General features: G+C 73.1%; 17 protein-coding genes. 9 read left to right on the top strand and 8 right to left on the bottom strand.

Going from position 1 to position 17,756, the window contains the following annotated elements; all coding sequences use genetic code 11:
• Positions 1 to 94 precede the first annotated feature (94 nt).
• The gene (locus J2S58_RS08635; protein ID WP_205255732.1) at positions 95 to 1,735 is read left to right on the top strand and encodes a serine/threonine-protein kinase; all 1,641 of its coding nucleotides are present in this window, start codon (positions 95 to 97) and stop codon (positions 1,733 to 1,735) included.
• A 53-nt stretch (positions 1,736 to 1,788) separates the two neighbouring features.
• Here J2S58_RS08635 and sepH read toward each other — a convergent pair whose 3' ends face one another.
• The 3 genes from sepH to J2S58_RS08620 all read right to left on the bottom strand — a co-directional run bounded on the left by sepH (position 1,789) and on the right by J2S58_RS08620 (position 4,622).
• Positions 1,789 to 2,790, bottom strand: coding sequence for a septation protein SepH (gene sepH / locus J2S58_RS08630; RefSeq protein ID WP_205255733.1), 1,002 nt, complete (start codon positions 2,788 to 2,790; stop codon positions 1,789 to 1,791).
• A 90-nt stretch (positions 2,791 to 2,880) separates the two neighbouring features.
• On the bottom strand, positions 2,881 to 4,008 hold the full coding sequence (gene serC, locus J2S58_RS08625; RefSeq protein WP_205255734.1) for a phosphoserine transaminase: 1,128 nt from the start codon (positions 4,006 to 4,008) through the stop codon (positions 2,881 to 2,883).
• Positions 4,009 to 4,148: 140 nt separating this feature from the next.
• Complete coding sequence (locus J2S58_RS08620) at positions 4,149 to 4,622, bottom strand: hypothetical protein (RefSeq protein ID WP_205255735.1); 474 nt, start codon at positions 4,620 to 4,622, stop codon at positions 4,149 to 4,151.
• A gap of 41 nt (positions 4,623 to 4,663) precedes the next feature.
• On the opposite strand from J2S58_RS08620, the gene J2S58_RS08615 reads away from it, so the two are divergent.
• Positions 4,664 to 5,308 (top strand): TetR/AcrR family transcriptional regulator, encoded by a 645-nt coding sequence (locus J2S58_RS08615; RefSeq protein WP_205255736.1) that lies wholly within the window; start codon positions 4,664 to 4,666, stop codon positions 5,306 to 5,308.
• 30 nt (positions 5,309 to 5,338) lie between these two features.
• Here the strand turns inward: J2S58_RS08615 and J2S58_RS08610 are convergent, their stop codons facing one another.
• The gene (locus tag J2S58_RS08610) at positions 5,339 to 6,439 is read right to left on the bottom strand and encodes a citrate synthase 2 (protein WP_205255737.1); all 1,101 of its coding nucleotides are present in this window, start codon (positions 6,437 to 6,439) and stop codon (positions 5,339 to 5,341) included.
• 292 nt (positions 6,440 to 6,731) lie between these two features.
• Between J2S58_RS08610 and pdxH the strand changes: the two genes are divergently transcribed.
• From pdxH to J2S58_RS08580, 6 genes are all read left to right on the top strand, one after another.
• The gene (gene pdxH / locus J2S58_RS08605) at positions 6,732 to 7,355 is read left to right on the top strand and encodes a pyridoxamine 5'-phosphate oxidase (RefSeq protein ID WP_205256056.1); all 624 of its coding nucleotides are present in this window, start codon (positions 6,732 to 6,734) and stop codon (positions 7,353 to 7,355) included.
• Complete coding sequence (locus J2S58_RS08600) at positions 7,352 to 8,635, top strand: MFS transporter (protein ID WP_306827683.1); 1,284 nt, start codon at positions 7,352 to 7,354, stop codon at positions 8,633 to 8,635. Before pdxH ends, J2S58_RS08600 begins: the two co-directional genes overlap by 4 nt.
• A 38-nt stretch (positions 8,636 to 8,673) precedes the next feature.
• Positions 8,674 to 9,096: a hypothetical protein gene (locus J2S58_RS08595; RefSeq protein ID WP_205255738.1), complete on the top strand. Its 423-nt coding sequence runs from the start codon at positions 8,674 to 8,676 to the stop codon at positions 9,094 to 9,096.
• Positions 9,097 to 9,215: 119 nt separating this feature from the next.
• Positions 9,216 to 10,079, top strand: a complete 864-nt coding sequence (locus J2S58_RS08590) for a hypothetical protein (protein WP_205255739.1) — start codon at positions 9,216 to 9,218, stop codon at positions 10,077 to 10,079.
• Between the two features lie 72 nt (positions 10,080 to 10,151).
• Positions 10,152 to 10,733, top strand: a complete 582-nt coding sequence (locus tag J2S58_RS08585) for a hypothetical protein (protein ID WP_205255740.1) — start codon at positions 10,152 to 10,154, stop codon at positions 10,731 to 10,733.
• Positions 10,730 to 11,659, top strand: a complete 930-nt coding sequence (locus J2S58_RS08580) for an aldose 1-epimerase family protein (RefSeq protein WP_205255741.1) — start codon at positions 10,730 to 10,732, stop codon at positions 11,657 to 11,659. Before J2S58_RS08585 ends, J2S58_RS08580 begins: the two co-directional genes overlap by 4 nt.
• A gap of 73 nt (positions 11,660 to 11,732) precedes the next feature.
• Here J2S58_RS08580 and J2S58_RS08575 read toward each other — a convergent pair whose 3' ends face one another.
• The 4 genes from J2S58_RS08575 to J2S58_RS08560 form a co-directional block, all read right to left on the bottom strand.
• Positions 11,733 to 13,127, bottom strand: a complete 1,395-nt coding sequence (locus tag J2S58_RS08575; RefSeq protein ID WP_205255742.1) for a cryptochrome/photolyase family protein — start codon at positions 13,125 to 13,127, stop codon at positions 11,733 to 11,735.
• A gap of 134 nt (positions 13,128 to 13,261) precedes the next feature.
• Positions 13,262 to 14,596 carry a citrate synthase gene (locus J2S58_RS08570; protein ID WP_205255743.1) on the bottom strand — a complete coding sequence of 445 codons (1,335 nt, stop codon included), beginning with the start codon at positions 14,594 to 14,596 and terminating at the stop codon, positions 13,262 to 13,264.
• Between the two features lie 148 nt (positions 14,597 to 14,744).
• Positions 14,745 to 15,875 carry a hypothetical protein gene (locus J2S58_RS08565; protein ID WP_205255744.1) on the bottom strand — a complete coding sequence of 377 codons (1,131 nt, stop codon included), beginning with the start codon at positions 15,873 to 15,875 and terminating at the stop codon, positions 14,745 to 14,747.
• A gap of 335 nt (positions 15,876 to 16,210) precedes the next feature.
• Entirely contained in the window at positions 16,211 to 16,648 is a 438-nt protein-coding gene (locus J2S58_RS08560) for a winged helix-turn-helix transcriptional regulator (protein WP_205255745.1), read from the bottom strand.
• 71 nt (positions 16,649 to 16,719) lie between these two features.
• On the opposite strand from J2S58_RS08560, the gene J2S58_RS08555 reads away from it, so the two are divergent.
• A complete protein-coding gene (locus J2S58_RS08555; protein WP_205255746.1) occupies positions 16,720 to 17,574 on the top strand; it encodes an SDR family oxidoreductase in 855 nt (284 codons plus the stop codon).
• The last annotated feature ends 182 nt before the right edge of the window (positions 17,575 to 17,756 follow it).

Raw genomic sequence — 17,756 nt, 5'->3', positions numbered from 1 at the left:
ACGACGACCGGGTGCCGGGTCGTCGCTGTCGTCGGCCTGGAGCCGGGCTGATGCACAACGGGTGACGAACCGGACCGCCGGTTAGACTGTCCGGGTGATCGACGATGCTCCGGGGACCGTTCCTGCCGTCGATCGGACGACGGCCGGGACCTGGAGTGCTGGCCGTGCCGACGGTGCCGACGGTGTCGGCAGCGCTCTGCTGGACGACCGTTATCGCGTCGACGAGCTCATCGGCCGGGGCGGCACGGCCGACGTCCACCGCGGGACCGACCTGCTGCTCGGTCGCGAGGTGGCGATCAAGGTCTTCGACGCCCGGCTCACCGGGCTGAACTCACCCGTCCGGCAACGGTCCGAGATGCGCGCGCTGAGCTCGGTGGACCACCCCCACCTGGTGACCGTCTTCGACGCCCGGGTGGGGGACGGCGAACGGCCCACCTATCTGGTCATGGAGCTGGTCGACGGGGCCACGCTGGCCGACCGGCTCGCCGACGGGCCGATACCGGCCGGGGAGATCGCCGGCATCGGGGTGGCCCTGGCCGGGGCACTGGCAGCCGTGCACGCCGCGAATCTCGTGCACCGCGACATCAAGCCCGCGAACGTCCTGACGACCCGGGCCGGCGAGGTCAAGCTCGCCGACTTCGGCCTGGCCCGGCAGCTGGACGCCACGTCGCGGGTCACCACGGGGCCGGACACCCTGGGGACCGCCGCCTACTTCAGCCCGGAACAGGCGTGCGGACAGGAGGTGGGCGCGGCCGGCGACGTGTACGCACTCGGTCTGGTGCTCCTGGAGTGCCTCACCGGCCACCAGGAGTTCCCGGGCGGTGCCCTCCAGGCCGCGGTGGCCCGACTGCTGCGCGATCCGGTGATCTCGGCGGGGCTGCCCGAGCCGTGGCCGGGGCTGCTCACCGCGATGACGGCACGGGAGCCGGCCCGGCGGCCGACCGCTCTCCAGGTCGGCCAGGTGCTCGGCGACGATCCCGCCGACCTCCCCGGGCCGCCCGACCCGGCGACCCTGGTGCTGCCGGCCGGGCCGCGGATGTCGACGCCGCCGATCCACCCTGCGAGAACCACCGCGGTCACCCGGCCGGTCACCCGCGCGATGCCGACAGCGCCGCGGCGACGGCGGCGCGCGCCCTGGGCGGTGCTGGCCGGTGCGGTGGCGGCCATCGGTCTGACCCTGGCCCTGACGGCCGGCACCGCCCCCGACGATCGACGGCCGCTGGTGCCGGCTGCACCCGCCCCGACGGCCACCCCCGCGGTCACGAGCTCGGCGGGGACGTCCACGATCGACGCCCCGACGAGCAGCGCGGCGACCACCCCGACGGTCGTCGTCGCAGCGGACGCCGCCCCCGTGGAGATCGCCTCACCGACACCCGCGGCCGTCGCCGCGACCTCGGCCGCGGCTCCACCGTCGGCCGGGACGCCGGCCGCAGCCACGGTCGCCCCGGCGGAGGTCACCCCCGTGGCGCAACCGGCCGCGGCGAACGAGGCACCTGCGGTCGGGCCGCCGGACCCGAGCCCGGCCACGGCTGCGCCCGCTCCTGTACCGGCGGACCCCGCACCCGTCGACCCCCCGGCCGGTGACGCCGGCAACGGCGGCGGGAACGGCAACGGCAACGCAGGGGGCAAGGGGAACGGCACCGGAGAAGCGGGTGGCAACGGCAACGTCAACGGCAACGGCAACGGCAACGGCGGTGGCAAGCCGGTGACGCCGCCCGGCAGGACGAAGGGCTGACCGGATCCGTCGGTGGGAACGGATCCGATCAGCCCCGGGTCAGGCTCGGGCGATCAGCGCTGGGTGCCGCCGAGCAGGACGTCGTCCCACGACGGCATGGCGGCCCGGGCTCCGCGTCGCGGCTGGCGACCGGCGTCGGTCCCGGTGCGGGCCATCGGGGAGGTCAGCGAGTCGAGCATGGACCGCTGCTGACCGGCGGCCGGGTTCCGCCGCTCCGGCTCGACCGGGGGAGCGATGTCCGCCGGGATGACCGAGCCGGCGGTGGCCGGCGGGACCTGACGGCTGATCGCCGCCTCCGAGACGGGCGCCGCCGCCGGTGCGGACTGCGCGGCGGGTGCCTCGGGGGTCGGCGTCGGCCGGGTGCCGGTGCGACCGTGCAGCGCGGGGTGGTGCGAGCCGGCAGCGGGTGCGGTGAACAGGTCGCCGCGGGCCGGGCCGTCGATGGTGCGCAGCGGCTGGGGGGTGGGGTCCAGCAACTGGGTGGCCGCGTCGTCGAGTGCGGTCACGGTGCCGGAACCCGGACCGGCGTGCATGGCCCACTCGGCGCGGTTCTCCGAACGTCCGGCGCTCCAGCGCAGGCTGAGCACCCAGCCGTCGGGACCACGGTGTGCGTCCCAGCCGAGCGCCCCGCCCTGCCCGCGGGCGCCGAGGGCGGAGGCCACCAGCTCCTCGAGGGTGCGGCGGGACGTGGTGCCGCCGATGACGGCGACGGCCTTGCGGCCCCGGTCGGCCATGGTGGAGCGCTCCAGCAGGACCGGGTAGGCGAAGCGTTCGATGCGGCTGACGGTGGTGCCGGCGGCCTGGGCGACCTGTTCGGCGGACTCGCCGGCGCGGATGCGCACCTGGATCTCCCGGGGGCGCAGCAACGACTCGCCACCCTCGTCGGCGGTCGCCCGCGGCTGGCCCTGCCGGGCCGCGGCGGCGGACGGGCGGGCCGACCCGCGGACGGCCTGGCGGAGGTCGGCGTCGATGGCCAGGCTGAACCGCTCACCGGACTCGTCGGTGCAGATCACATGGTCGTCCTCGGTGGCCCCGAGTACCCGCAGCGCGCGCATGGCGTTCCCTCCTGAACCTGATGTGGGGCAACGGTATGCCCGGACCCGCCGCGCCCGGTCCAGGCGCGCCGGGCCCGGGGTCGGCGACCGTCAGAGGCGTTCGGCGATCCAGTCGACGGCCCGGGTCAGGGTGCGGACGTCGGCCGGGTCGACGGCGGGGAACATGCCGATGCGCAGCTGGTTGCGGCCGAGCTTGCGGTAGGGCTCGGTGTCCACGATCCCGTTGGCGCGCAACGTCTTCGCGATGGCCGCGGCATCCACCGAGGCGTCGAAGTCGATGGTGCCGACGACCTGCGAACGCAGTGCGGGGTCGGTGACGAAGGGGCTGGCGATGCTGCTGGACTCGGCCCAGTCGTAGAGCGCGGAGCTGGACTCGGCGGTGCGCTTGACGGCCCAGTCGAGCCCGCCCTGGGCAAGCAGCCAGTCGATCTGGTCGGCGAGGAGGAACAGGGTGGCCACCGCGGGGGTGTTCAGCGTCTGGTCCTTGGTGGAGTTGTCCAGGGCGGTGGCGATGGAGAGGAACTCCGGGATCCACCGGTCGCTCGCGTCGATCTCGGCGATGCGCTCCAGTGCGGCGGGGGAGGCCAGCGCGATCCACAGCCCGCCGTCGGAGGCGAAGACCTTCTGCGGGGCGAAGTAGTAGACGTCGGTCTGGCTCACGTCGACGGGGAGCCCGCCGGCGCCGGAGGTGGCGTCGACGAGGACGAGCTGATCGGCGGTGGCGCCCACGGGCCGCTGCACCGGAACGGCCACCCCGGTGGACGTCTCGTTGTGCGCCCAGGCGTAGACGTCGACATCGGGATCGGACACCGCGGCCGGGGCGGTGCCCGGCTCGGTGCTGACGACGATCGGGTCGGCCAGGAACGGGGCCTTCTTCGTGACGGTGGCGAACTTCTGCGAGAACTCGCCGTAGGTCAGGTGGTGGCTCCGGTCGCGGACCAGGCCGAGCGCGGCGGCGTCCCAGAACGCGGTGGTGCCGCCGTTGCCGAGGATGACCTCGTACCCGTCGGGGACGGAGAACAGCGTGGCCAGTCCCTCCCGGACGCGGTGCACGAGCGACTTGACCGGGGCCTGCCGGTGCGAGGTCCCCATCACCGCCCGGCCGGAGGCGGCCAGCGCGGCGAGCGCCTCGGGGCGCACCTTCGACGGGCCGCAGCCGAAGCGGCCGTCGGCCGGGATGAGCTCGTCGGGCAGGACCAGCGTGGTCGCATCGGGCATGGCGGGGAGCGCTCCTCGTTCGTGGGTGCCGGGCTTCACGTCCCGGACGGCCGGACGGTGCGTGCGGTGGGCGCGGTCATCCTCCCACCGCACCGCCGGCCGGCCGTACCCGCGGTGACCCGTCGATGCAGGTGCGGGGATCAGGGCAGCGCGACCAGTCCGGCGAGGGTGGCCAGGAAGGAGACACCGGTGGCGACCGTGCGCAGGCGGAACCACCGTTCCCACCGGGCCTGCCAGGTGCGCCAGTCCGACGGCAGGTGGTCGCCCACCCAGTCGGCCATGCGGAGGTTGATGGGCAGATCACCGCGCAGCACGCCGAGCAGGGCGACGAGGCCCGCGATCAGTCCGACCGCGTCCAGGGCGGCCACCGTCGACCGCCCGTCGATCGCGGCGAGGACGGTCAGCCCCAGCAGGACGCCGATCCCGGCCAGCGTCAACGGCCGCATCAGGGCGGGGAAGTAGCGGTCCGTGGACTGTTTGACGGCGAGGTAGACGGGGCCGTCCAACGCGCGCAGGGCCGGGTTGAGGGCGGCGACCCCGCAGAGGTGGATGCCCGCGCTCAGCCCCAGGAGGATCACGGCCAGACCCGACAGGACGAGCAGCGGACCGGTCACGACAATCGAATACAGTGAGCTGTCATGAAAGGAGTGTGGGCGTGGTGGACGAGTCCGTCAAGGGACGCCGGCAGTACGACGCCACCGGCCGTCGGGAGCGGGCGGCGGCCTCCCGCCGGGCGGTGCTCGCGGCCGCCCACCGACTGCTGCTGATCGACGGGTACGCGGCCACCACCGTCCCGGATGTCGCGGCCGCGGCCGGAGTCTCGGCCGAATTCGTCTACAAGAACATCGGCCGCAAGGCGGCCCTGCTCGGGGCCGTGCTCGACGTGGCCCTGGCCGGCGACGACGCTCCGCTGGCCATGGCCGAACGGGAGTCGATCGCCGCTCTCCGCGCCCTGACCGATCCGGCGGAGGTGTTGGCGGGTTACCTGGTGGTGATGGTCGGGGTCCAGGTGCGGGTGGCCCCTTTGCTGCTGCTCGCTGCCCGGTCGGCCGATCCGGACGCGGGCGCCCTGGTGGTCAAGGCGGACACCGAGCGCCTGGCCGGTATGACGGGCCTGGCCCGGCATCTGCACGGACTGGGCGGTCTCCGACCCGGGCTCGACGTCGACACCGCCGTCGACCTGCTGTGGGCCTACACGGCGCCGAGTCTGTACGACCTGCTGGTGCTCCGGCGCGGGTGGTCGCCGTCGGCCTACCGGGAGCACGTCCGGGCGGCGCTGACCGCGGCGCTGCTGGGGTGACCGGGCGGCGCCCGCCGCCCGGCCCGTCGCTCAGACCAGCCGGTCGGCCCCGGCGACGGCGTCGACGGGTCGCGGTGCGTGCCCGTCGTACACGGCGGCCGGGCGGACGATGCGGCCCAGCCGCTTCTGCTCCAGCACGTGCGCGCTCCAGCCGGCGGTGCGGGCGCAGGTGAACATGGCCGGCATCATCGCCGCGGGCACCCCGGCGAAGTCCAGGATGACGGCGGCCCAGAACTCGACGTTGGTCTCGATGGGCCGGTCCGGCCGGCGTTCGCGCAGTTCGGCCAGCGCGGCCTGCTCGAGAGCGGCGGCGGCCTCGTACCGGGGGGCGTCGAGTTCCTGGCAGGTCCGGCGCAGGACGCGGGCGCGGGGGTCCTCGGCGCGGTAGACGCGGTGCCCGAAGCCCATCAGGCGTTCCTTGCGGTCCAGGATGCCGCGGACCAGCCCGGCCGGATCACCGTCCCGTTCCACCTGCTCGATCATCGGCAGCACGCGGGCCGGGGCGCCGCCGTGCAGCGGGCCGGACATCGCGCCCACCGCTCCGGACAGGCAGGCGGGGACGTCGGCGCCGGTGGAGGCGATGACCCGGGCGGTGAACGTGGAGGCATTCATGCCGTGCTCGGCCGCGGACACCCAGTAGGCGTCGATGGCCCGGATCTGTTCCGGTGACGGCTCACCCAGCCAGGCGGTGAGGAACCGTTCGACGATCGTCGGACACGCCTCGAGCAGGCTCTCCGGCACCTCGGGCAGATCGCCCCGGGCCGAGCGTGCCGCGTAGGACAGCGCCGCCGCGGTGGTCTGCGCGAGCTGGTCGCGGGCCTGGTCGTCGGTGATGTCCAGCAGGGCGGCGAATCCGCGGGCAGGGGCCAGCAACGGCAGACCGGCCTGCACGTCGACGCGGACGTCGCCGGAGCGCACGGGGGAGACGGAGGTGTCCATCGGGAGGGCGGTGCCGAACGCGTCGTCGACGAGCAGCCCCCAGACGTCGTCGAAGCCGACCCGGCCGACCAGGTCGGTGATGTCGACCCCGCGGTAGCGCAGGGCGGATCCGTCCTTGTCGGGCTCGGCGATCTCGGTGTGGAACGCGACCACACCCTCCAGGCCGGGGACGAACGTGGCGGGACTCGTCATGCGAGGTCCTCTCCGATGAGGTGGGGCCGGTGGTGGGTCGGCAGCAGGATGGTTGCGCGACCACCGGGGCGGCCCGGGGATGGGGTCACTGTGCCGCGCGCCGCGTGTCTCCACCAGAGCCCGGACCTGGGGCGACCGGTGGGCTTGGTCACCCGGGTCCGCATGGCGCGTAGCGTGCGGACGGCGGTGGCCACCCCCGCCCCGGGACGGCGCGACCACCCGTCGCCCGTCCCGTTCCGCCCCCGTCCCGAGGATCGCCGTGAGCCACGACCGCCTGCCCGACCTGGCCGACATGCGCCGCACCTACGCCCAGGCCGGGTTGGCCGAGGACGACCTCGCCGCCACCTGGCCCGAGCAGTTCGCGGCCTGGATGGCGCAGGCGGTGGACGCCGGTGTGCTCGAGCCGAACGCGATGGTGCTGGCCACCGCCGGCCCCGACGGCGACGTCGCCTCGCGGACCGTGCTGGCCAAGGGTGTCGACGACGACGGCATCGACTTCTTCACCAACTACTCGTCGGCCAAGAGCCGGCACCTGGACGCCAACCCGCGGGCGTCGGTCACCTTCCCCTGGTACGCGCTCGAGCGGCAGATCCAGGTGCGCGGCACCGTGCACCGGTTGTCCGCCGAGGCGACGGAGAGCTACTGGCGTACCCGCCCCCGGGCGTCCCAGGTGGGTGCGTGGACCAGCCCGCAGTCCACCGTGATCGCCGGCCGGGACGCCCTGGCCGCGGCGCAGGCCGAGGTCGAGGAACGCTTCGCCGGGCAGGAGGTGCTCCCCGTGCCGCCGTTCTGGGGCGGCTGGCACCTGACCGCCGAGTCGGTCGAGTTCTGGCAGGGCCGGCCGAGCCGGCTGCACGACCGGCTGCGGTTCCGTCGCGGGGGATCCGCCTGGGTCGTGGAACGACTCGGGCCGTGACGGACCCGGCCTCGGCCGTCCCCGAGGAGGCCGGTCCGCCCGGGCGGGCCCGCCGCTGGGGTCCGGACACCCGGCCGCTGGCCGTCCCGGCCTACCGCCGCCTGTTCATCGGCCAGGTGGTGACCGTGGTGGGCACCCAGCTGACCGCGGTCGCGGTCCAGCAGCAGATCTTCCAGATCACCGGGAGTTCGGCCTGGGTCGGCATCGCCTCCCTGGTCGCGCTGGTGCCGCTGGTGGTGTTCGGTCTGCTCGGCGGGGCCATCGCGGACACCTACGACCGCCGCACGCTGCTGATCATCACCTCGACCGGCATCGGGCTGACCAGCGTCGCTCTGTGGCTGGCCACCTTCGCGGGCGGCGAGTCGGTGTGGGTGGTGCTGGCCCTGCTCGCCGTCCAGCAGGGCTTCTTCGCGGTGAACCAGCCGACCCGGTCGGCGATCATCCCGCGGCTGATGCCGGCCGCCCTGGTCCCGTCGGCCAATGCCCTGGGCATGACGGTGTTCTCCGCGGGCGTCATCGTCGGGCCGCTGCTGTTCGGCGTGCTCGTCCCGGTGCTCGGCCTGGGCTGGCTGTACTTCCTGGACGCCGTGCTGACGGTGGCGGTCATCTGGGCGGTGGTGCGGCTGCCGGCCATGCCGCCGCTGGGCGGGAAGCGGTCGCGGGCCAAGGTGGTCGACGGGCTGTCCTACCTGTGGGTGCGTCCGTTGCTGCTGATGACGTTCGTCGTGGACATCATCGCCATGGTCTTCGGCCTGCCCCGGGCTCTGTTCCCGCAGATGGCGCAGGAGATCTTCGGCGGCCCGCCGGAGGGCGGCCTGGCCCTGGGTGCACTGAACGCGGCGATGGGGATCGGGGTGCTCGTCGGCGGGCTCACCGGCGGCTGGATCCAGCGCATCCACCGGCAGGGCAAGGCCATCGTCGTGGCCATCCTCGTCTGGGGCGCGGCGATGAGCGTGCTCGGGCTGACCTCGGCACTGTGGGTGGCCGTGCTGCTGCTGGCCGTCGGCGGCTGGGCCGACATGATCAGCAGCGTCTTCCGGTCGACGATCCTGCAGGTGCAGGCGACCGACGAGATGCGCGGCCGCATGCAGGGGGTCTTCCTGGTGGTCGTGGCGGGCGGGCCGCGCGTCGCGGATCTGCTGCACGGGCTCGTCGCGTCCGCGACCACCACGCAGATAGCGGTGACCGGCGGCGGGATCGCCTGCGTGGTGCTGACCCTGGTCGCCGCGGCGTGGGGGCGGACCCTGATCCGGTACGACACCCGTGACGCCCGCGACTGACCCGGCGGATACTCGACGGCTCGAGGGGGAGTGGGTCCGTGGTGGAGTTCCCGACGGGTGACGGGCATGTCGGGCGCCCCCGCGCCCTGCTCGTCCTGGGCCGTCTGCAGGTGGGGTTGCTGCTGGTCTGCGCCGTGATCCTGCTCGGGGTGATCCTTCTCGGCTGGGTGTTCTCCGGCTGGGTCTGGCCGGCCGACAGCGTGGCCGAACTGCTCACCGGCATCGGCGCCGTGCTCCTCGGCGGCCTGTGGCTGGCGGCGACCCGACCGGCGTGGCGGGGCCGCACCCGGCCGCTGATCGCGACGGCCGTGGTGACGATCCCCGTCGCGGTGGGTTCCGGCCTCTGGCTGTCCTCCCGCGGTGTGCTGCCCGTCCCGTTCCTCGCCGGGGTGCTCCCGGTGGCGATCCTCGTGGTGTGGATCCGTCGGCGATCCCCGGGGCCGCATGCAAGCTCGGGTTGACGGCCGTCCGGGTTCTGCCGCCACCCCGTCCATCACCCGACCGGGCCGGACCGGGGGGCTCCCGGGCGGGCAGAATGACCGGCGAGTCGGCGGCGGTCGGCAGGGGTGGAGCGCAGCGGATGACGCAGGGGCCGGGGCAGTACGGAGGGCAGGACCCGTGGGCCGGCGACCCGGCGTCCGCGCAGGCCTGGGGTGCACAGGGGTGGGGCGAGCAGGGGTGGGGGGAGCAGCCCGTTCCCGGTGCCGGCCAGGAGCAGCCCTCCGCCGGTCAGCCGGGCCGGCCGGGCCGGTGGGATGAGTGGCCCGGTCCGCACACCGGACAGCACCCGGGTGCGCATCCCGGGCAGCCGTATCCGGGTGGGTCCTCCCCTGCACAGCCCTATCCGGGCCAGCAGTTCCCGGGCCATGCCCACCCCGGCCAGCACCACCTCGGTGAGCAGTACCCCGGTGAGCAGTACCCCGGTCAGGCGTACCCCGGGCAGGCCTGGCCCGGGTACGGGCCGACCGGTGGGTGGACCGGGTATCCGGCGCCCGGCCCCGCCTACCCGGCGCCGGTGCGGCCGTTCCGTCCGGGCGGGGTGACCGCGGCGGCGGTCCTGGCCTTCGTGCAGAGCGGTCTGCTGCTGTTCGCGGGCCTGTTCGTCCTGGCCGGCGCCGATGTGGCCGGCGTCGTCCAGGACTCCGGATCGGGCCTGGACGACGAGTTCACCGTCGTCGCCCTGCTCACCTGGCTGGCCACCGGACTGCTCATCGCCGGTGGGGCGCAGGTGCTGAACGGCCCGCGCGGCATCCTGATCGGCGGATGCGCCCTGTCCCTCGCGCTCAGCGTCTACTGGCTGGTCCGGATCCTGGGTGAGGTGGCCGTCCGCGGGGTGGTGGCCTGGCCGTTCCTGTTCGCCGTCCTGCCGATCATCAGCATCTCGATGATCAGCACGGGCGCGGTGCGGCACTGGTCGGCGACGGTGGCGTCGGTCCGCGGCTGACCGGTGCCCTGGTCCGGAACGTTCACCGGCATGGGGCAGGATCGGTGCCCTGAACCCGGGAGGCCCCCACCCATGTCGTCCTCGTCGCCGTCGTCGCACCCACCCCAGGACTGGGCCCCGTACCAGGGTCTGGCCGATGCCGTCCACGCCTACATCCGTGACGCCGAGATCGCCCTGGACGCGTTGTCCGGGGTGCTCGACTTCGGTGACGTCACCGCCTTCACCTGCGAGCGGTTGACCACCGAGCAGCCGTGGGGCGAGTCGTTGTGGCAGGAGGTGGCGGTGACCGACGGCCGCCGGCTCGTGCTGTGGCACGGCGACGACGAGGTGGACGACGACGCGCCGGGTGAGTCGTTCTTCACCTCGTCGCTGCGGACGGTGCCGCTCGCCGCGATCGTCGACCAGGGCCTGCGCCACCGCTTCCACAACCAGCCCGACGGGTCGCGGACCATGCACACCGTCATGCTGTACCTCTCCACGCAGACCCCGGAGCGCTCGCTGACCGAGCTGACCGAGGCGAACGAGACGCGTTCCCTGCAGTTCATGGAGACCTACCGGTTCTCCAAGTCGATCACCGATGGAGGGCTGGCACAGATGCAGAGGTTGCTGCAGTTCGGGCGGGCGTTGTCGGCGGCGAGCGGGGGCACCCGGTGACCGCCCGCCCGGCCACCGGTCCGGTGCACGAGCTGCGACTCGGCGAGGCCACCGCCCACATCGGCGAGCTCGCCGCCGTGCTCCGCGGGTTCCAGGTCGGCGGCGTCGCCTACACCGAGACGTGGGACGACGCCGAGCTGCCGCCCATGGGCTGCGGCATCGTGCTCGTGCCCTGGCCCAACCGCATCCGCGATGCCCGCTGGACCCACGACGGGGCCGTGCAGAAGCTGGACATCACCGAGCTGTCCAACGGGCACGCCACCCACGGGCTGCTGCGCAACACCGCCTACCGGGTCGTCGAGCAGCAGGACGACCGCATCACCCTGGCCGCGACGATCTACCCGCAGCACGGCTACCCGTTCGTCCTGGACACCCGGGTGACGTACGCGCTCACCGCCGACGGGCTCGCCGTCACCCACGAGCTGACCAACCCGGGCGACGCTGCGGCTCCGTTCGGCGTGGGTACCCACCCCTACCTGCGGGTCGGCGACCACCCGGTGGACGACCTGGTGCTGACCGTGCGCGCGGAGACCTACGCGCCGTGCGACGAGCGGCTCATCCCGGTGGGCCGGGAGCCCGTGCAGGGCACCGGTCTGGATCTGCGCTCCGGGGTGCGGCTCGGACACCTGGACGCCGACGTCGCGCTGACCGACCTGGCGGCGGACGGGGGCCGGGTCGAGCACAGCCTGACCGCTCCGGACGGCACCGGCCTGGTGCTGTGGGCCGACGAGGTGTTCGGCTGGGTCCAGGTGTTCTCGCCGACGAACTTCCCGAGCCCGTCCGCCCCGCAGCAGCGGCGGGCCGTCGCGGTCGAGCCGATGACGTGCGCGGCCGACGCGTTCAACAACGGCTGGGGGCTGCTGACCCTGGAACCGGGCGACACCTGGTCCGCCTCCTGGGGTCTGCGACCGGTCGCCGCGGGCTGAGCCATGGCCGCCCCGGTGCGGAGGCCCGTCACGGGTGCCGCACCGGGCGGCTCGTACCGGACCCGGCCGGCGCTCAGCGCTTGGGGCGCTCCTTGAACCGCCGGAGCGCCTCCTCCCGTTCGGCCTTGTGGTCCACGATCGGCTCGGGGTAGCCGTCCGGGACGCCGTCGGGCAGCAGCCACGGCTGGTGGACGGCCTTGCCGGACACCCCGGCCAGCTCGGGGACGTACTTGCGGACGTACTCGCCGTTCGGGTCGAACTTCTCGCCCTGGGTCATCGGGTTGAACACCCGGTAGAACGCGGCGGACGCCGACCCGGACCCGGCCACCCACTGCCACCCGTGGTTGTTGGACGACAGATCACCGTCGACCAGGTGCTCCATGAAGTGCCGGGCGCCGATCTGCCACGGCAGGTGCAGGTCCTTGATCAGGTACGAGGCCACCACCATCCGCAGTCGGTTGTGGATCCAGCCCTCGGCCAGCAGCTGGCGCATGCCCGCGTCGACGAACGGCACCCCGGTGCGGCCGTCCTTCCAGGCCTGCAGGTGCTCGTCGGCCTCGGCGCCGCTGTCCCATTCCATCGCCTCGATGACCGGGTCCAGCGAGGTCCGGGTGGATTCGGGTACCCGGTGCACGACATCGGCGTAGAACTCCCGCCAGGCCAGCTCGGAACGGTAGGTCTCCGCGCCCTCCCCGGACCGCCCGTCCAGGTCGGCGAGCAGGGTGCGCGGGTGCAGGCAGCCCCACTTCAGGTAGGCCGACATCCGGCTGGTGCCGGGCAGGTCGGGCCGGTCGCGGTGGTCCTGGTAGTCGTCCACCGGTCCGTCCAGGAAGTCCTTCCAGTGGGCCAGACCGGCCTTCTCGCCCGGCTCGATCAGCGTCATGCCCTTCGGCAGCGGCCGGGCGAGCAGGTCCGGGTCGTGCCGGGTGATCCCGGTGACCGAATCCGGATCGATCCAGCTCACGCCCTTCCCGGAGACGGCCGGCTTGCGCCAGCCGTGCTGCTTCCACGCCCGGTAGAACGGGGTGAACACGGCGAAGGAACTGCCGTCGTCCTTGGTGACCCGGCCGGGCGCGATGGCGTACGGGGAGCCGGTGGTGACCAGCTCGATGCCCTTGTCCTGCAACGCTTTCGCGACCGCATCGTCCCGGCGACGCCCGTAGGGCATGAAGTCGGCGGAGATGTGCACGCTGTCGGCGCCGATCTGCGCCGCCAACCGGGGGATCACCGTCTCCGGCCTGCCGTGCACGATCAGCAGGCGGCCGCCCATCGACTCGTCCAGGGCGGACAGGCAGCCGGCCAGGAAGTGCCGGCGGGGGGCGCCGGAGGGCTTCATCAGCGCGTCGTCGGCGACGAACACCCCGAGCATCTCGCGGTCGGCGTCTCCGTCGTGGGCGGCGGCGAGCAGGGCGGCGTGGTCGGACAGACGCAGGTCACGACGGAACCACAACAGGCTGGGCGTACTCATCCCCCGATCATGCCCGGCTCCACCGACAGTGCCGGACCCCGCCCTGCGGCAGCCGGTTCCGACCCTGGCATCGGCAAGGACGACGACGGGCCCGGGCGATCATCGCCCGGGCCCGCATCGAGGTCGTGGTCGGCTCAGCGCTCGGCCATCCCCGTCCAGTCGCGCTCGGCGTAGCCGGTGTAGACCTGCCGCGGGCGGCCGATCTTGGTGGTGGGGTCGGCGATCATCTCGCGCCACTGGGCGATCCAGCCGGGCAGCCGGCCCAGCGCGAACAGCACGGTGAACATGCGGGTGGGGAAGCCCATCGCCTTGTAGATCAGCCCGGTGTAGAAGTCGACGTTCGGGTAGAGCTTGCGGGAGATGAAGTACTCGTCGGAGAGCGCGACCTCCTCGAGCTGCTTGGCCAGCTGCAGCAGCTCGTCGTCGGCGCCGAGATCGGCGAGGACCTCGTCGGCGGTCGCCTTCACCAGGGCCGCGCGCGGGTCGTAGTTCTTGTAGACCCGGTGCCCGAAGCCCATGAGCTTCACGCCGGGCTCCTTGTTCTTCACCCGCTTGACGAACGCGTCGACCCCGCCGCCCTCGACGCGCATCTTCTCGAGCATCTCCAGCACGGCCTGGTTGGCCCCGCCGTGCAGCGGGCCGAACAGCGCGTTGATGCCGGCCGAGACGGAGGCGAACAGGTTCGCGTGCGAGGAACCGACCAGGCGCACCGTCGAGGTCGAACAGTTCTGCTCGTGGTCGGCGTGCAGGATCAGCAGCTGGTCCAGCGCCTTGGCCATCTTGGGGTCGACCTCGTACGGCTCGGCCGGGAAGCCGAACGACATCCGCAGGAAGTTCTCCACCAGCCCGAGCGAGTTGTCCGGGTAGAGCAACGGCTGGCCGATGCTCTTCTTGTAGGCGTAGGCCGCGATGGTCGGCAGCTTGGCCAGCAGGCGGACGGTGGCCAGTTCGACCTGCTCGGTGTTGAACGGGTCGAGACCGTCCTGGTAGAAGGTCGACAGCGCGCTGACCGCGCTGGACAGCACCGGCATCGGGTGCGCATCCCGCGGGAACCCGTCGAAGAACCGCTTGAGGTCCTCGTGCAGCAGGGTGTGCCGGCTGATCCGCGAGGTGAAGGCGTCGAGCTCGGTCTGGGTGGGCAGCTCGCCGTAGATGAGCAGATAGCTGGTCTCCAGGAACGTGGAGGACTTGGCCAGCTGCTCGATGGGGTAGCCCCGGTACCGCAGGATGCCGGCGTCGCCGTCGATGTAGGTGATGGCCGACGTGGTCGACCCGGTGTTCATGAAGCCCGGGTCCAGGGTGATCACCCCGGTGGTGGCCAGCAGCTTGGAGATGTCGACGCCCGAGGCGCCCTCCACGGCCGCGACGGTCTTCAGTTCCAGGGTGGTCTCGCCCACGACCACGCGGTCCGGCCCGGCGTCGGCCGGTGCGGGGGAGGTCGACTGCGGTGTCTGCGTCACGTCGGACATTCCGGTTGCGCCTCTCGCTCGTCTGCGATGCGCACGGGGCGATCGCGACTGAGGGCGACAGCCGCCCCCAGGCCAGGATGAGTCCTTCGAGGTTACTGGCCCGGGGCGGGTCCGCCGACCCGGGGCCGGGGGAGCGGGCCCGGGTCGGTCAGCGCGCCGGTGGGGTGGCCGGGATGCCGAAGTCCGAGGCAACGGCGGGCTTGCGGCTCTTCCAGATGAAGCCGTCGTAGAGGAAGTGCAGCAGCCCGATGCTGTAGACGATGATCAGGTACGTGGCCGTGGGGAGCACACCGCGCATCTGCAGGTCGATCACCGCGAACACGGCGAAGAACCCGACGAGCAGGGCGACGCGCTTGAGCGGGGTCCCGGCCAGGAAGGCCAGCAGCCCGCGGCCGCCGGCGCCCCGGGCGTCCGTGCCGTACCGACTGATGAGCGTGCGGTGCACCACGACGACGTACTCGATCGCGTGGGCGGTGATGTAGGCGACCAGTCCGGCGACCGGGTTGACCATCAGGGCCACGAGCAGGGCCAGCGAGCTGGCCAGGTAGTTCCACTTCGCGGGGTTGGCCCGGCCGGCGATCACCGCCTGCCGCTCCTGGCGGCCGTAGGCCAGGAGCACGACCACGGCGGCGACGGCGAGCGGGACGGCGACCCACAGCAGCAGCGACCGGGCGGAGAGCAGCAGCTCGACCTCGCTGGCGTTGTCCGAACCGAGCCCGTCGGCGAAGCGCGTGAGCTGGTGGGCGGTGCCGGGCAGCAGGGCGACGGCGGCGATCACGGCGGCGAGCGGCACGTAGGACACCGCGCGATCCAGCGCCACCGAGCCGTACTTCGCCTTGCGGGCGTAGATGCGGAGCAGCCCGTAGCGCTGCTGCTGGGTGTGGTAGAGCTGCCACACCGCGGCGATCGGGATGATGATCCAGAGGTCGAGCAGCACGGCCGCGGTGATCAACGGGATGGCGACGATCGGCGTCCAGACGAACAGCGCGCGCCGCATCCGGAACTGCGCCTTGTCCCCGTAGACCAGCAGCAGGGTCAACGGCTGGTGCAGCAGGCTCACCAGGAAGACCCAACTCATCACGGCCAGCGTGGCGCGGTCGAAGGTCGGGGTGGACGGCAGGCTGAGCCCCGCGGTCAGGGCGAAGAGCGGCAACCACGACCAGGCCAGCAGCTGGTCGGTGCGCAGCGAGTAGATCCACTTCGTCACGGTTCCGGCCGAACCGGCGGCGCCGGGGGAGGTGGGCGTGCCGGTGCGGGCGGGACGGGGCAGAACGACCATCGAACGGGCTCCCTCGTGGGCCGTCCAGCGTGGCGCCGAGGCAGGCGGGACGGGGTTGACGCTCCGCTCAGATCGATGACAGAACGTGAAAACGACGGTAACCGTGTGTCGTCAAGGCTCTGTGGGCCGCGCGGTCGGGGAGGGGCGGGAACGGCCCGGGGTCGATCACCGTGTGTCACGCGTCGGCGGAGACGTGGAGTGGCCGACACGGCCGGGACGATCGGCCCGGTCGACCGTCCGACGGGTTCGTGGCCGAGCGTGCCCACCGGCCGGGGGACCCGCGTCGGCCAGGGCCGGGCCACCCGGGAGGGTGAACTTCCCGGCGGATGTCGACCTCAGGAGCGGTGGTCGAACCGATCCTGGGCGGCGACGATCTCCGGCACCGCGTCCTCGAGGAGTGCGGTCAGGTCGGCGATCCGACCGGCGACGCGCACGCCCAGGGGGGTGAGGGAGTACTGCACCCGCGGCGGGATGGTGGTGACCACGTCACGGACGACCATGCCGTCCCGCTCCAGGGTCTGCAGGGTCTGGGCCAGCATCTTCTCGCTCACCCCGTCCACCCGCCGGCGCAGGGCGTTGAACCGGTAGTCGCCCTCACCCAGAGCGAGCAGGGCGAGGAACCCCCACTTCGTGCCGATGTCCTCCAGGGCCCCGCGGGAGGCGCACGCGCGGGCGAAGACGGTGACGGCGAGATCCGTGGCCGGGTCGACGGCCTCGTGCTCCCGCTGCGGGGTCGCCCCGTCCGATCCGCTGCGGTCCGCTGTGCTGGTCACTCCCTCATCCTATGGCACTGTCGGGATCAGCTACGCTGTGGAATAGTAAGCACTCACCACGAGGGAGCGTCATGTCCGTCATCGCCATCACCGGAGCCACCGGCCAGCTGGGTCGCCTGGTCGTCGAGAACCTGCTCGAGTCCGGCATCCCCGCCGGGGACGTCGTCGCCGTCGTGCGGACCCCCGGAAAGGCCGCCGACCTGGCCGAGCGGGGGGTCCAGGTCCGGGAGGGCGACTACGACCGCCCGGACACCCTGACCACCGCACTGGCCGGGGTCGACGTCCTCCTGCTGGTGTCCGGCAGCGAGCCGGGTGGCCGCGTCGCCCAGCACACCGCCGTCATCCGGGCCGCCGAGAACGCCGGGGTGGATCGGATCGTCTACACCAGCCTGCTGCGGGCCGACACGTCCCCGCTCGTCCTCGCCCCGGAGCACAAGGCGACCGAGGAGATCCTGGCCGCGTCCGCCCTGCCGACCACGATCCTGCGGAACGGGTGGTACACCGAGAACTACACCGCGCGGCTGGGGGAGTACCTGGACCGCGGCGTCATCGTCGGGGCCACGGGTGACGGGCTCGTGGCCGCGGCCACCCGCGCCGACTACGCCGCGGCGGCGGCCGTGGTCCTGACCACCGACGGCCACGAGGGCGCGGTCTACGAGCTGGGTGGAACCCCGTTCACGCTGACCGAGCTCGCCGCCGTCATCACCGAGGTCGCCGGTCGTCCGGTGACCCACCAGGACGTCTCCGTGGCCGAACTGCGCGGCATCCTCACCGGGGCCGGTCTCGACGAGGGCACCGCCGGATTCGTGGCCGCGCTGGACGAGGCCACCGCGCAGGGTGCGCTGGACACCGACAGCACCGATCTGGCCCGTCTCATCGGCCGCCCGACCACCCCGCTCGCCGACGCGGTCCGCGCCGCCCGCTGACCCTCGCGAGGCCGCATCTTCCGGCCGCCCGGGTCTCTCGGGGCCTGTCGGAGGTGCGTCCTGTTCCACGCGCCCCGGTCTCTCGTTCGCGCTGCCGATGGTGGGCGCGGACGAGAGGTCGGGGCGCGTGGACGGCGGGATGGGGCCGGGTCCGTCTCGCCGGCCCGCGTGACCATCGGTGA

This window comes from Nakamurella flavida, assembly GCF_030811475.1.
In the GTDB taxonomy this organism is placed as follows: domain Bacteria; phylum Actinomycetota; class Actinomycetes; order Mycobacteriales; family Nakamurellaceae; genus Nakamurella; species Nakamurella flavida.
Note: the sequence above shows the minus strand (reverse complement) of the source record. Positions and strands in the feature narration are given on the sequence as shown.